We start from the raw sequence: 14,312 nt of genomic DNA, 5'->3' as shown, positions 1-14,312 counted from the left end.
GGGCCGGGCTAGGCCTGGCGCCATTCTGGGACGGTGCCGGGGGCGTGCCGGCAGAAGTCGGGGGCCGCTTCCAGGGCCTTCTCCTCGCCGCCGGGGGTGTAGGTGACGATCAGGCGGAGGGGGCGCCAGGTCGTGTTGTAGGTGGAGTGCCAGGCGCCCTTCGGGATGTGGACGGCGTCGCCTTCGCGGAGCGGGAACGGGTCGCCGTCGTCCACCATCTGGGTGGCCTCGCCGGAGATCACGTAGATGATCTCCTCGGCGTCCGGGTGGTTGTGGCGGGCGTGGCCCTTGCCCGGGTTGACGATCACCTCGCCGAGCGTGCTGCTCGCGCCCTCCACCGTCGACGGGGTGACGAACCATTTGATGGATCCCCAGTCGAAGGTCATCGTGGTCACGTCGCCGGGATTCAGCAGCATTCAGAGCTCCAGGTTCTTGAAGGCGGCCACCTGTTGCGTGATGGCGCGTTCGGTGGGGAGGCGCTCGACGGAGGAGGCGCCGAAGAAGCCGACGACGCCCTCGGTCCGGGACAGGACGTAGGCGGCGTCGTCCGGTTCGGCGATCGGGCCGCCGTGGCAGAGGACGAGGATGTCGGAGCGGACGGCGGACGCGGCGTCCCGCATGGCCTGGACGCGTTCGACCGCCTCGTCCAGCGTCAGGGACGTCCCGGCGCCGATGCTGCCCTTGGTGGTGAGCCCGACGTGCGGGACGAGTACGTCGGCGCCGGCCTCGGCCATCGCCCGCGCCTGGTCCTCGTCGAAGACGTACGGGGCGGTGAGCAGGCCGCGCTCGTGGGCGAGCCGCACCATCTCGACTTCGAGGTCGTAGCCCATGCCGGTCTCTTCGAGGTTCTGCCGGAACACGCCGTCGTAGAGCCCGACCGTCGGGAAGTTCTGGACGCCGGCGAAACCCATCGCCTTGAGCCGGTCGAGGAAGACGGGCATGACCCGGAACGGGTCGGTGCCGCACACCCCGGCGAGGACGGGCGTGTCCGTCACGACCGGGAGCACCTCGGACGCCATCTCGACGACGATCTGGTTGGCGTCGCCGTAGGGCAGGAGCCCGGCGAGGGAGCCGCGGCCGGCCATCCGGTAGCGGCCCGAGTTGTAGATGATGATCAGGTCGACGCCGCCCTCCTCGGCGCACTTGGCGGACAGCCCGGTGCCCGCGCCCGCGCCGATGACCGGTTCGCCCTCGGCGACGGCGTTGCGCAGCCGGAACAGGACGGTCTCGCGGTTCACCGCGCTCCCTCCGAGATCATCTGGTGCAGCCGGTCGGCCATCGCCCGGCCGAACGCCGGGTCGTTGATGTTCATGTCGAGCCTTTCGGTCTCCGCGGCGCCGTCGAGCGCGGCGAAGCACGCTTCGTCCGCCTTCGGATCGTGGAACGGCATGCCCGGCGCGTCCAGTGCCGACACGCCCCCGAGCGGGATGAACAGCGCGGTCGGCCCGGTCGCGGCCGCCAGTTTGGACGCCACGCGGCGTCCCAGCTCGGCCATCTCCTCGGGGGTGGTCCGCATGAGCGTCACGGTCGGGTTGTGGACGTAGAGGTCGCGTCCCTCGAACCGGTCGGGGACGGTGTCGCGCGGCCCGAAGTTGACCATGTCGAGTGCCCCGGGCGCCACGACCTGCGGGATCCCGTGACGGCCGGCGGCCGTGAGCCGGTCGGGTCCGGCCGACAGGACGCCGCCGACGAGATCGTCCGCCAGCTCGGTCGTGGTCAGGTCGAGGACACCGGCGAGCAGCCCGCTGTCCACGAGACCTTCGAGCGCCCGCCCGCCGGCGCCGGTCGCGTGGAAGACGAGGACCTCGTAGCCCAGCTCGTCCAGCCGCTCGCGCGCCGCGTCGACGGCGGGCGTCGTCACCCCGAACATGGACGCCGCCACGAGCGGGCGCTCGTCCGCCGAAGGCGCGGGGGCCGCGTACGCCTTGGCCATCCCGGCGGCCGACGCCGCGGCGTTCCCGAGGATCAGCCGCGACACCCGGTTGATCCCCGCGATGTCGACGACGCTGTAGGTCATCGTGACGTCCTTGGCGCCCACGTAGGGCGTCACGTCCCCGGACGCCATCGTCGAGACGATCAGCTTGGGCAGCCCGATCGGCAGATCCCGGACGGCCCGCGCCGCGATCGACGACCCGCCGCTGCCGCCGACCGCGAGCACGGCGTCGACCCGCTCCAGCCCGGCGAGCACGGCCGCCGCGCCCTCGCCCATCGCCGTGACCGCCGCGCCGCGGTCCCCGGCGTCCCGCAACGCCTCCAGCGACGTGCCCGCGGCCCGGGCCACCTCCTCGGCGGAGACGTCGGCCTCCGCGCCGGACGGCCCGACGCCCGCGTCCACGAGCACGGTGTCGCACCCCAGCTCACGCACCCGTTCACGAAGCCACGCGTACTCCGCGCCCTTGGTGTCGAGCGTTCCCACCAACACGACCGTCGCCATTGAGCCTCCCATCCCCGATACCGATTCCCCTGTCGATCATCCGGCAACCGGGCGCGCCCGCCGGTCCGCCGCCCGGCCCGCGTCGCCGCAGTTCAGGAGCCAGGCCAGGGCACCACCAAGATCCCCCAAATGGGATGATGGGGACATGGCCCAGCCCTCCCTCGCCGGAATCCTGCGCAGCAGGATCGCGACCGTGCTCGCGCTGCTCGCCGGACTCGCCGCCGTCGCGCTCACGGCGTACTTCGTCGCGACGGAGGCCCCGGACGGCACCCGGGACCTGGACGCCTACAACGCGGCGCCGCGCTGCCCGGCCGCACCGTCCAAGCCCTCCGAATGCCGCTGGACGCAGAAGTTCACCGTGTCCGAGATCCACCTGACGCACAAGAGGGGCAAGCTGGACCGCGCCATCCTCACGGACACGGACGGCGGCGAATGGGAGACGGCCTACGTGAACAGGCGCCCCGTCCTCACCGACCTGACCAAGGGCGACCGCATTACCGGCACCATCTGGCGCGGCCGGGTGACGGCGATCGCGGCGGGCGGCGAATCCCAGGACACCGACGCCGCCCCGGACGACCTGCGCACGCGGTACCTCATCGGGGCCCTGCTCGTGATCCCTCCGGCGCTCCTCATCTCGGCCGCCTGCGTCTGGCGCCTGAGCCGCCGCGCCCCGACCCCGGGCATGGCCGCCGCGTTGGGCCTGGCCATCGCCCTCTTCTTCGCCGGCCTCTTCGTCCCGTTCCTGGCAAGGGCCGCCGGCGAGCGACTCTGGGCGGTGGCGGCCATCTGGCTCCCCCTGGCCGCCGTTCTGACCATCGCCGCGCGCATCTACGTGGTCCGGCAGCGAGCCCGGCCCCAGACCGCGTCGCCTCGGGAAGCGATCCCTTAGCCCGCGGAGCCCGCCGAGTGAGCGTCAGGCGGGGACGGGGGTCTCGGTTATGGCGCCGTCCTCCAGGTTCAGGACGCGGTCGGCTTCCGAGAGGAGGGCCTGGTCGTGGGTGGCGACCAGGACGGTGACGCCTTCGCTGGAGACGACCGCGCGGAGCAGCGGCATGATGGCGGCGGCGGTCTCGGAGTCGAGCTGGCCGGTGGGTTCGTCGGCCAGGAGCAGGCGGGGGCGGTTGGCCAGGGCGCGGGCGATGGCCACGCGCTGGCGCTGGCCGCCGGAGAGTTCGTAAGGGCGCTGGTTGGCGTGGTCGGCCAGGCCGACGAGCCCCAGTAGGACGCGGACGCGTTCGTCGCGTTCGGCCGGAGGCGTCCGGACGAGGCGGAGCGGGACCTCGACGTTCTCGGCCGCCGACAGGACGGGGATCAGGCCGTGCGATTGGAAGATGTAGCCGATGTCGTCGCGGCGCAGGGCGAGGAGGTCGTCTTCCGGGAGGGCGCCGACGTCGCGGCCGTCGACCTTCACGGTGCCGCCGTCGGGGGTGTCCAGGCCGCCGATCAGGTTGAGGAGGGTCGTCTTGCCGGAGCCGGAGCGGCCCTTGATCGCGACGAGTTCGCCGCCGCCGACGGTGAAGGACGCGCCGCGCAGGGCCGGGACCTCGATCTTGCCGGTGCGGTAGGTGCGGGTCAGGTCCAGGGCGGCGACCATCGGGTCAGTCATTGGGTTCCTCCCGGTCGGGCCAGACGCCGACGTGGTCGCTCTCCAGCGCGAGGCGGACGCGCTCGCGCAGGTCGAGGGCCGTGGTGAAGGCGGTCGGCAGCTGGACGCGGCCGGCCCGGTCGAGGAGGGCGTACTCCTCGACGGTGCCGCCGCCGCGGCGGACCTCGACGCTGGTGCGGCCGTCGCGGATCCCGACGGTCCGGTCGACGCGCTCGGACACCTGCGCGTCGTGGGTGACGACGACGGTGGTGGTGCCGAGCTCCTCGTTGACGCGGCGGAGGGCGGTGAACACGTCCGAGGCGGTGGCGGTGTCGAGTTCGCCGGTGGGCTCGTCGGCGAGGACGACGTGCGGCTCGTTCGCGACGGCGACGGCGATCGCGATGCGCTGCTGCTGGCCGCCGGACAGCTCCTCGGGGCGGCGGCCCGCGCAGTCGCCGACGTCCAGCATGCCGAGCAGTTCGGCGGCGCGGGTGGCGCGGGCGCGGCGGGACCGGCCGGCGAACTTCATGGGCAGTTCGACGTTCTGCGTGGCGGTCAGGTACGGCAGGAGGTTGCGGGACGTCTGCTGCCAGATGAACCCGACCTGCTCGCGCCGGAACCGCAGCCGCTCCTTGGACGCCATGGTGAGCAGGTCCGAGCCGGCGACGCGGGCGACGCCGGCGGTCGGCACGTCCAGGCCGGACAGGATGTTCAGCAGCGTCGACTTCCCCGAGCCGGACGCGCCGACGATGGCGACCAGCTCGCCGGGGTCGACGAGGAGGTCGAGGCCCTGGAGGGCGACGACCTCGACGCCGTCCGTCTTGTAGATGCGGACGAGGTTGTCGCAGACGATGTGCGCGCCCTCGCCGTAGACGGGGCCGCGTTCGGCGGCGCGGCGTTCCAGTTCGGCGAGGTCGGGTGTGTGGGTCATCATTCCCCCGTTCTCAGGACGTTTCCGGGGTCGGTGTCGAAGAGGCGGTCGACGGCGACGGCCGCGGCCGCGGCGAGGAGCAGGGCACCGGCGAGGCCGAGCAGCGCGGGCGCTCCCGGGACGTGCGCGGCGGCGGCGAAGCCGCCCGTGTAGGGGCGCAGGTCGACGACCGGCCCGGTGATGTCGGGCAGGAAGAGGCCGAGCACCCAGCCGGCGCCGACGGCGCAGAGGAGGACGGGTGCGATCTCGACGAGCGCGAGGCCGCGGCTCTGCCGCCGGCTCAGGCCGAGGGCGCGCAGGTGCGCGATCGTCCGGCCGCGGGCGCGGGCCCCGACCACGAGGACGAGCACCACGGCGAGCAGCCCGTACGTGCCGCCGATGACCGCGCCGCTCTGGAACGTCTCGTGGACGACGGACACCAGGGGCAGCCGCGACATGTCCCGCAGCATGTCCTCGCGCATCTTCACATCGTGCCCTGGGGCGGCGGCGCGCAGCTTCTCGGCCGAGAGGCCGTCCCCGGTGACGAAGACCTGGGACGGGAAGCCCGTCGCGCCGGCCACCGTCTTGTACGGGACGATCACGAACGCGGTGCCGTCCCCCTGCCCGGGGAAGTGCGTGATCTGCCCGGACGGCTTGACGCGCACGGGGTCCATCCCCGCCCGGCCGAGCGTCACGGTGTTCGACCCGATGGTGGTGGCGGCGAGCGGCGACATCAGCACGCCCGAGTCGGGGATGTCCGGCACGTCGGGGGCGAGCTTGCGGTAAGCGCCGAGGTCTACGCCGACGACGGTCATCGGCGCCGGGTCCGTCCCGACCGACGCCTCGTCGATGACCCGGACCCGGACGGCGCCGGACACCCCGGGCACGGCGCGGATGCGGCGGAGCCCGGCGTCGTCCAGGGGCCCGGCCTCGATGCGCGCGTCGGCGCCGATCTCCGCCCAGGACGCGCGCACCTGGCCGTCCCGCAGGGCGGTGTCGACGGTGGCGGCGAAGCCGGCGACGGTCGCGGCCAGCAGCAGGACGACGAGCGGGAGCGCCCCGACGAGGTTCTGCCGGGACGCGCGCGCGATGCCGAGGAACGCGACGGCTCCGCTGCGCCGCCGCAGGAACGGCCCGGCGACGCGCAGCAGGTAGGGGTAGACGCGCAGGACGAGGACGCCGAGCGCGGCGCCGGTCAGCACCGGGACGGCGGCGATCAGCGGGTCGGTGCCGGCGTCCTGGCCGCGGCGGCGCAGCAGCACGACGCCGATCACCGCGAGCGCGACCAGCAGGACGTCCAGGACGCCCCGCCGCCGGGACGGGCGCGCCGCGACGAGGTCGTCCCGGCGGGTCAGCACGGACCCGAGCCCGCCCCGCTCCCGCAGGACCATGAGGGCCGACACGCCCAGCACGGCGACGAGGAGCACGGCGATCGCGTACCCGGAGCTCGGCTGCGGCGGCCCGGCGTCCAGCAGCAGGCCCGCCCCGTAGCCGAGCGCGGCGGACGGGACGGCGGCGAGCGCGGTGAGCCCGCACGCCGGCCCGGCGAGCTGCCGGAGCGAGGCGCCGCGGGCCCGCATGGTGCCGAGGACCGGCCGGAGCCGTTCGCCGAGCAGGCCGGCGGCGAGCAGCAGCACTCCGGCGGCGACGGCGGCGAGCCCGCCGAGCGCCAGCCCGAGCACGGACTCGGCGGTGTGCAGCCGGCCGGCGAACTCGGTCAGCCGGTCGTCCAGCGCGGAGACGACCTTGCACGGGAACAGGTCGCCGCGCCCTTGGACGGCGGACCGGAAGGCGTCCAGGTCGGCGGCCAGGACGCCGGCGTCTCCCGCGTCGAGCGCGTCGCCGCGGATCGGGAACCGCCAGCTGAAGGTGAAGGCCGTGTCGGTCGTGCGCGCCACCCGCGCGTAGCCGGAGGCGTCGATCAGCGCGGTGCCCGCGTCGCCGTCGATGGCGCCGGCGCCCTGCCCGATGGACTCCTTGACCGGGTGCAGCAGCCGGGCGCGCGGCGCCCAGAACGGGTCGGCGGCGTCCTTCGGCGCGTACAGGCCGGTGATCAGGACCTGCACGGCGCCAAGGTCGATCCGGTCGCCGGCCTTGTAGCCGAGCTGGTCGGCGTACCGCTTCGACACCATGACCTGCACGTCGCCGCTCGACGCTCCCGGCATGTTGCGCGCCGGGGCGCCGGAGACGAGGCGGATGCGCTTCCACGCGCCCGTGTCCCAGCCCAGGTAGAGGAGCCTGGGCGGCGAGAACTTCCCGGCGACGCTGAGGCGCTCGGTCGTGACGGACGGCTCGGGCTCCCCGGCGACCTCGCTCAGCGACTCCGGCAGCATCGACTGCCAGCTGACGGCGTTGCTCAGCAGCCCCGCCTCGCCCGGGACGGCGGTGGCCGCGGCGGCGCCCTGCGCCTTGCCGTCCACCCGGATGTCGGCGGTGGGCCCGATCGCGGCCTCCGCGGCGCGGTCGTACCCGTCGGCCGTCCGCGCCGGGACGGCGACGGCGAGCAGCGCGGACACGAGCATCAGCACGGCCAGCGCGGCGAGCGGCGCCCACTGCGCGCGGGCCAGCCGCATCCACGGCACCCTCATCGGTCCTCCCCCGCACGCAGCCCGGCGCTGAGGTCGCGGCGCCGCAGCACCCGGATCACCGGCGGCAGGACGAGGCCGAGCACCAGCGCCACCGCGGCGACCATGGCCAGCACCACGGGCCATTGGACGACGAGCTCGGCGGGCGGGTACGGCTGCGCGGCCTGCACGCTGAGCACGATGTGCGGGACGACGAGCCGCGCCACGATCAGGCCGAGCAGCGTCCCGCCGAGCAGGCCGAGCGCGACCAGGTACGCCTGCTCGATGGCGAGCACCCCGGCGACCTGCCGGGGATGGACGCCGAGCGCGCGGAGCACGGCGAACTCGCGGGTCCGCTCCCCCGCGGTCACCGCCGCGTTCACCACGAACGCGATGACCGCGAAGATCAGCGCCGCGCCGAAGCCGAGGACGAGCGCGCCCTGCAGCGCCGCCCCGAGCGGGGCGTCGCGGAGGTCGGCGCGGATGTCGGCGCGGTTGGCGGCGACCTCGCCCCACGCGGGGTGGCCGCGGAGCGTCTGGACGGCCTTGGCGGTGTCGCCGCCGCGCGCCGACGCCCACCATTCGCGGGGGACGATGTTCGCGCTGACGGCGCCGTTGGCGGCGAGCCGGGTGCCGGTGAGCGTGGGCAGGTCCACGAGGACGCCGGGGGTGCCGGCCTGGACGCTCGGCAGCGCGGGCGCGATCGCGACGACCTTGACGGGCTGCTGCCCGTCGACGGTGGTGAGCGTGATGGTGTCGCCGACGCCGGCCTTGGCGCGGTCGGCGGCCTCGCCGGTGACGACGCCCGGGACGGCCGGCTGGAGGTCGGCGTTCTGCTGGTCGTGGGACGGCGCCGCCGTCCCGAGGACCGCGTGGAAGACGGCGCCGGTCGTGTCGTTGTAGACGCCGCCGCGCGAGTACGGGGCCGGCGACGCGGGGAGCGGGAACTCCGCCAGGACGGACGCGTCCTGCTTCGGCGGCTTGATCGCGTCCGGGGAGTCCAGGCCCTCGGCGAACATGTCCCACCGGCCGCCGCCGGACGCCTTCGCGTCGCCGGTGCCCTCGCCGCTCACCCGCAGGATCTTCAGGTCGAGCGGGCCGGCGATCGGGTTGTCGTCGTACCGGTAGTCGACGCCCCTGATGGCGAGCGGGTAGGAGAGCGCCCCGTCCGTCCCGGCCAGCTGGGCGGCGTCCACGGCGACGGTGTGCTCTTCGCCGTCGGCAGGTACGGCGGGCAGGTTGACCTGGGTGGCGAGTCCGTGCGCGTCGGCGATCGTCATGGTGATCCGGTGGCGCGTGTCGGCCTTGACCGGCACGAACTCCTTGAGGTCGCGGGGCACCGGCCCGGCGACGTCGAGCCGCAGGTCGAACAGCAGCCGCCGCGGCTTGCCGGGGACGGCCAGCGCCGGGCCGGCCGGACGGGCCTTCGCCAGGTCGTCCAGCCGCAGGTCGTCCCGCAGGCCGGGCTGGACGCGCAGCATCGGGTCGAGCGCCTTCGCGTCGACGCCCAGCAGGGTCGCGTGCTCGGTGCCGAGGTCGGCGTCGGCGCGCAGGACCGCGCTGGCGGACGTGACGCCGGGCAGCGCCGCGAACCGCTCGCCCTGCCCGAGCGGCGACGGCCCGCCGGCCTGCGTGGCGACGGCGAGCCGCAGGTCGGTGCCGCTCTGAAAGTCGGCCTGGTCGGTCTGCGAGCGCCGCCAGGTCGCCATCGTCGTCACCGACAGCACCCCGACGGCCATCGCCATGACCAGCAGCAGGACGGGCCCGGTGTAGCGGAGCTGGCGGCGTCCGACCTGCCGGGTGCCGAGGACGGGCACGAGCCCGCGGCCGCGGGTCGCGACCTGTTCGGCGACGCGGGAGACGCCCGGCACGAGCCGGAGCAGCAGCACCCCGCCGGCGAGCAGGGCCAGCGCCGGTCCGGACACGATGAACGGGTCGATGCCGGACGTGCCTCCCCCGGTGGTGCCCGCGCCGTCCGCCCCGTAGCGGGTGAGCTGCCAGATCGCGAGCCCGGCGACGAGCAGCAGCGCCAGGTCGATGCCGGAGCCGCGCAGGCCGCCGCGTCCCTGCCGGCCGATTCCCGCCTGCGCCTCCACGAACGTGCGGTTCGCGCCGCGCAGCGTCGGGATGGTCAGGGCGACCGCGCAGACCAGCGCCGTCAGGACGGAGACGATCCACAGCGGCGCGAGGGGGCCGGCGTCCAGCCGCAGTCCCGAGTCCCGGATCGCGGGCGCGTGCCCGGCGAGCCGCAGCAGCGGCCCGGCCAGCAGCGGGCCGAGCACCGCGGCGGGCAGCACGATCAGCAGCCCTTCGCCGAGGCCCAGTCCGGCGAGCTGGCGCATGCCCATGCCGCGGGTGCGCAGCAGCGCGACCTCGCCGCGCCGGTGGTCGGCGAGCAGCCGGGCGACCAGCAGCCACGCGGCCCCGGCCAGCAGGACGAGCTGGATCACCGGGATCAGCATCGTGGACCGTGCCACCAGGACCGCGTCGTGCAGCTGCCGGGTCAGGTCGGGCAGCTCGGTCACGACGGTGAACTGCGTCCCGCCGCCGATGTCCTTGAAGGTGGCGCCGGTGGCGTCCACCCGGTCGCCGAGCGGGCCGAGGTCGCCGGGGGCGACGCCGCGCAGGTCGGGCATGACGGTGAAGCGGGCCTCGGCGCCGGTGCCGGTGAAGCGGCCGGCGAACACCTCGGGCGGCACGACGAACGGTCCGTACGTCGTGTAGTCGAGCTTCTCGGCGCCCGTGGTGATGAGCTTGTCGCCCTGCCAGAAGTAGTTCTGCGGGTCGGGGACGTCGAACAGCCCGACGACCCGGACCTTCACCACCGACTTCTTGTCGACGCGCCCGTGCAGGGTGAGGACGTCGTCCACACCGGCGTCCATGGCGCGCGCGGCCGCGTTGGGCAGCGCCGCCTCGACCTCGCCGTTCCCCGCGCCGTTGCCCGCGCCCGGCCAGCGGCCCTTGGTGAGCCGGGCGTGCTCGTCGATCCCGGTGTAGGTCTCGAACGCGGTCAGCTCGGGGTGCTCGCTCTTCTCCTGGCCGGGCAGCGTGTAGGAGTCGCTGCGCACGCTCATCGAGACCGTGAGCGGGACGTCCCCGTAGATCTGCTTGAGCGCCTGGTCGACCTGGCCCTGCACCTTGGTGAGGCCGTCCGCGGGGACGTTCGTGCCGAGCGTGGTCCCGACCGACTCGAACGTCGCGTCCGCCAGCGTGCGCCGCAGTCCGTCGCGCGTCACCGATCCGGTGTAGCCGACGAGCGCGGCGAGGATGGTGGTGGCGAACAGCGCGGTCGCGCATGCGGCGAGGACCAGCGTGCGATCGCCGGCCATCCGCCTGAGGACAATCCCCCGTCTCCCCACGGCGGATCATGATCATTCAAGCGCGCGGGCGCCACAAGGGGTCGTGACGATACCTTGACCTTTCGCAACCTTCTTGAAATACGGACAAATAACGCCAAGTTCCCTTTATTGATCCTGTCCCACCCGCAGTCCCGCGGCGAGGTTCCGCCGCCGCAGCGCCGCGATCACCGGCGGCAGCACCAGGCCCAGCACCGCCGTCACCCCGGCGATCATGCCGAGCAGGACGGGCCACGGGAACACCGCCGCCACCGGCGGGTACGGCCGCGCCGCCCGCACGCCGAGCACGATGTGCGGGACGGCGAGCCGCGCCACGACCAGGCCGAGCGCCGTCCCGCCGAGCAGGCCGAGCACGACGAGGTACGCCTGCTCGATCGCGAGCATCCCGAGGACCTGCCGGGGACGGACGCCGAGGACGCGCAGCACCCCGAACTCGCGCGACCGCTCCCCCGCCGTCACCGCCGCGTTCACGACGAACGCGATGACGGCGAACGCCAGGCCCGTCCCGAAGCCGAGGACGAGCGCACCTTGCAGGCCGGCGCCGAGCGGGGCGTCGCGAAGCCGGGTGCGCAGCGCGGCACGGTCGGTTTCGGCCCGCCCCCAGCCGGGGTGGGCGGCGAGCGCCCGCACCGCGGGGCCGGCTCGGCCGCCGCGGACCGACGTCCACCATTCGCCGGGCGCGACGGTCACCGGGTCCGCGCCGGTCGCGGCGAGCCGCCGTTCGGTCAGCGTGGGCAGGTCCACCAGGGCGCCGGGCTCCCCCGCGGGCACGGTCGGCAGTGCGGGGGCGACGCCCACGACCTTGATCGGCTGGTCGCCGGCGGCGGTGTCCACGGTGACGGTGCCGCCGACGCCGGTGCCCGCGCGCCCGGCCATCGCGCTCGTGATGACGCCGGGGACGGCGGGCAGCAGGCCGGCGTTGGCCGCGGAGTGCGCGGGCGGCGACGGCCCGGCGGCCATCGCGTGCGCGTACGCGCGGGCGATCGGCAGCGCCGGCCCGTCGTAGGTCCCGTGGAACGGGGACGCCGGGATGCCCAGCCGCAGCAGCCCGTCCCGCACGGCCCCCGCGTCCGGGCTGATCAGCGTCTGGGCGTCGGGTGACCGGCCGAAGCCGTCCCAACGCGTGCCCGCGGGCGGTGCCGCGTCCCCGTCCTCGCCGTGCACGCGCAGGACGTCCAGGACGAGCGGGCCGGCGACCGGGTTGAAGTCGTAGGCGTAGTCGATGCCCCGGACCGACAGCGGGTAGGCGAGCAGACCGCCCGGCCCGGCGAGGCCGGCGACGTCCACTGTCAGCGAGTGCTCGTCGCCGTCGGCGGCGACCTCGGGCAGCGTCACCCGCTGGGCCGCCCCGCGTGCGTCCATGAGCGTCACCGCGATCCGGAAGGGATCGGTAGCCGGGGACGCCTTCCATCTGAGCGGGTCGGGAACCGGTCCGTCGCGGCGCAGCCGCACGTCGAAGCGCAGCCGCCGCGGGCGGCCGGGGACGGCCAGCGCCGGGACGGCGGGACGGGCCTTCGCCAGCTCACCGAGCCGCAGGTCGCGGCGCAGCCCGTCCTGGACGCGCAGGATCGGGCGGAGCGCCTCGGCGTCCACGGCGAGGACGGTCGCCGTGCCCTCGCCGACCCGGGTGTCCAGGCGCAGCACCGCGCTCGTGGCCATGACGCCGGGCAGCGTCGCGAACCGCTCGCCCTGCCCGAGCGGCCCGGGCCCCTCGGCGGAGTCCGAGCGGACGAGCCGCAGGTCGGCGCCGCTCTGGAAGTCGGCCTGGTCGGTCTGCGACCGCCGCCAGGTCGCCATCGTCGTCACCGACAGCACCCCGACTGCCATCGCCATGGCGAGCAGCAGGACGGGCCCCGCGTACCGGAGCGGGCGGCGCCCGACCTGCCGGGTGCCGAGGACGGGCACGAGCCCGCTGCCCCGCGTGGCGGCCCGTTCCGCGAGCCGGGACGCGGCCGGGAGCAGCCGCAGCATCAGGACGCCGCCCGCGAGGAGCGCCAGCGCGGGCCCGGACACGATGAACGGGTCGACGCCGGCCGCGGCGCGCGGGCCGGTCGCCCCGTACCGGCCGAGCCGCCAGAGCGCGAGCCCCGCGACGAGCAGCAGCGCCAGGTCGATCCCCGATCCGCGGGCGCCGCCGCGCGGCGGCCGGCCGAGCCCCGTCTCCACCTCGACGAACGTGCGGCCGAGACCGCGCAGCGCCGGGACGGTGAGCGCGACCGCGCAGGCCAGGGCCACCGCCGCCGACACGGCCCACAGCGGTTCCGGCGCGCCCGTGTCCAGCCGCAGCCCGGACGCCCGCACCGCGGGCGCCTGCCCGGCGAGCCGCAGCAGCGGCCGGGCCAGCAGCGGGCCGAGCACCGCGGCGGGCAGCACGACCAGCAGCCCCTCGGCGAGGCCGAGCCGGACGAGCTGCCGCACCCCGATGCCGCGGGTGCGCAGCAGCGCGATCTCGGCGCGCCGGTGGTCGGCGAGCAGCCGGGCGACCAGCAGCCACGCGAACCCGGCCAGCAGGACGAGCTGGATCACCGGGATCAGCATCGTGGACCGGGCGACCAGCACCGCGTCGTTCAGCCGCCGCGCCAGCTCCGCCAGCTCGGTGACGACGGTGAACTGCGTACCGCCGCCGCCGGACCGCGCGAGGATGTCCCCGGCGGCGGCGGTGCGGTCGCGGAGGCCCGCCAGGTCGGCGACGTCCAGCCGGCGCAGATCCGGCAGGACCGTGAAGCGGGCTTCCACGCCCGTTCCGGTGAAGCGCTCGGCGAACACCTCGGGCGGCACGACGAACGGCCCGTAGGTCGTGTAGCCGAGCCGTTCGACGCCGGCCGTGATGAGCCGGTCGTCCTGCCAGAAGTAGCCGTCCGGGTCCGGGACCTCGAACAACCCGACGACCCGCACTCTCGCCACCGACTTCTTGTCGACGCGTCCGTGCAGGGTGAGGACGTCGCCCACGGCGGCATGCACGAAGTGCGCCGCGGTGACCGGCAGGGCCGCCTCGACCTCACCGTCGGCGGCGCGGGGCCAGCGTCCCCCGGCGAGCCGCGCGTGCCGGTCGATGCCCGTCCAGGTCCCGAACACCGTCAGGTCGGGGTGGTCGCCGTTCTCCTGGCCGGGCAGCGTGTAGGTGTCGCTGCGCGCGCTCATCGAGACCTTCCTCGGCAGGTCCCGGAAGATCTGCCGAAGCGAGCGGTCGACCTGGCCGCGCACCTGGGTGAGACGGCGGGCGGGCACATGGACGCCGATCGTCGTCCCGGTCGACTCGAACGTCGCCTCCGCCAGCGTCCGGCGCAGCCCCTCGCGGGTCACCGATCCGGTGTAGCCCGCCAGGGCCGCGAGGACGGTCGTGGCGAACAGCGCGATGGCGCACGCGGCCAGCATCAGCGTGCGGTCGCCGGCCATCCGGCTGAGCACGAGCCCGCGTCGCCCCACGGCCGCTCACGATCATGCAGCCGCGACACGCCTGCAA

9 protein-coding genes are annotated in these 14,312 nt (G+C 75.0%); 1 reads left to right on the top strand and 8 read right to left on the bottom strand.

What is annotated here, in order from left to right:
- Window positions 1–8: 8 nt before the first annotated feature.
- From E1293_RS20510 to E1293_RS20500, 3 genes are read right to left on the bottom strand one after another with little or no spacing between them, the layout of a single operon-like run.
- Window positions 9–416: a cupin domain-containing protein gene (locus tag E1293_RS20510; protein ID WP_132199051.1), complete on the bottom strand. Its 408-nt coding sequence runs from the start codon at window positions 414–416 to the stop codon at window positions 9–11.
- Entirely contained in the window at window positions 417–1,238 is an 822-nt protein-coding gene (locus tag E1293_RS20505; protein WP_132199050.1) for a phosphoenolpyruvate hydrolase family protein, read from the bottom strand. It lies immediately after the preceding gene.
- Entirely contained in the window at window positions 1,235–2,434 is a 1,200-nt protein-coding gene (locus tag E1293_RS20500; protein ID WP_132199049.1) for a Tm-1-like ATP-binding domain-containing protein, read from the bottom strand. The genes E1293_RS20505 and E1293_RS20500 overlap by 4 nt, the downstream gene beginning before the upstream one ends.
- A 145-nt stretch (window positions 2,435–2,579) precedes the next feature.
- On the opposite strand from E1293_RS20500, the gene E1293_RS20495 reads away from it, so the two are divergent.
- The gene (locus E1293_RS20495) at window positions 2,580–3,323 is read left to right on the top strand and encodes a hypothetical protein (RefSeq protein ID WP_132199048.1); all 744 of its coding nucleotides are present in this window, start codon (window positions 2,580–2,582) and stop codon (window positions 3,321–3,323) included.
- 24 nt (window positions 3,324–3,347) lie between these two features.
- Here E1293_RS20495 and E1293_RS20490 read toward each other — a convergent pair whose 3' ends face one another.
- The 5 genes from E1293_RS20490 to E1293_RS20470 form a co-directional block, all read right to left on the bottom strand.
- On the bottom strand, window positions 3,348–4,040 hold the full coding sequence (locus tag E1293_RS20490) for an ABC transporter ATP-binding protein (protein ID WP_132199047.1): 693 nt from the start codon (window positions 4,038–4,040) through the stop codon (window positions 3,348–3,350).
- A complete protein-coding gene (locus E1293_RS20485; RefSeq protein ID WP_132199046.1) occupies window positions 4,033–4,953 on the bottom strand; it encodes an ABC transporter ATP-binding protein in 921 nt (306 codons plus the stop codon). Before E1293_RS20485 ends, E1293_RS20490 begins: the two co-directional genes overlap by 8 nt.
- Window positions 4,950–7,517: an FtsX-like permease family protein gene (locus E1293_RS20480; protein ID WP_132199045.1), complete on the bottom strand. Its 2,568-nt coding sequence runs from the start codon at window positions 7,515–7,517 to the stop codon at window positions 4,950–4,952. The genes E1293_RS20485 and E1293_RS20480 overlap by 4 nt, the downstream gene beginning before the upstream one ends.
- Complete coding sequence (locus E1293_RS20475; protein WP_132199044.1) at window positions 7,514–10,822, bottom strand: FtsX-like permease family protein; 3,309 nt, start codon at window positions 10,820–10,822, stop codon at window positions 7,514–7,516. The genes E1293_RS20480 and E1293_RS20475 overlap by 4 nt, the downstream gene beginning before the upstream one ends.
- Window positions 10,823–10,957: 135 nt before the next feature.
- Entirely contained in the window at window positions 10,958–14,275 is a 3,318-nt protein-coding gene (locus E1293_RS20470) for an FtsX-like permease family protein (protein ID WP_132199043.1), read from the bottom strand.
- Window positions 14,276–14,312: the final 37 nt, after the last annotated feature.

Source organism: Actinomadura darangshiensis (genome assembly GCF_004349235.1).
In the GTDB taxonomy this organism is placed as follows: Bacteria; Actinomycetota; Actinomycetes; order Streptosporangiales; family Streptosporangiaceae; genus Spirillospora; species Spirillospora darangshiensis.
Note: the sequence above shows the minus strand (reverse complement) of the source record. Positions and strands in the feature narration are given on the sequence as shown.

Bases quoted from the DNA above. Each gene is read 5' to 3' on its own strand.
- E1293_RS20510 (WP_132199051.1), bottom strand. From the start codon at position 416: ATGCTGCTGAATCCCGGCGACGTGACCACGATGACCTTCGACTGGGGA.
- E1293_RS20500 (WP_132199049.1), bottom strand. From the start codon at position 2,434: ATGGCGACGGTCGTGTTGGTGGGAACGCTCGACACCAAGGGCGCGGAG.
- E1293_RS20495 (WP_132199048.1), top strand. From the start codon at position 2,580: ATGGCCCAGCCCTCCCTCGCCGGAATCCTGCGCAGCAGGATCGCGACC.
- E1293_RS20490 (WP_132199047.1), bottom strand. From the start codon at position 4,040: ATGACTGACCCGATGGTCGCCGCCCTGGACCTGACCCGCACCTACCGC.
- E1293_RS20485 (WP_132199046.1), bottom strand. From the start codon at position 4,953: ATGATGACCCACACACCCGACCTCGCCGAACTGGAACGCCGCGCCGCC.
- E1293_RS20480 (WP_132199045.1), bottom strand. From the start codon at position 7,517: ATGAGGGTGCCGTGGATGCGGCTGGCCCGCGCGCAGTGGGCGCCGCTC.
- E1293_RS20475 (WP_132199044.1), bottom strand. From the start codon at position 10,822: ATGGCCGGCGATCGCACGCTGGTCCTCGCCGCATGCGCGACCGCGCTG.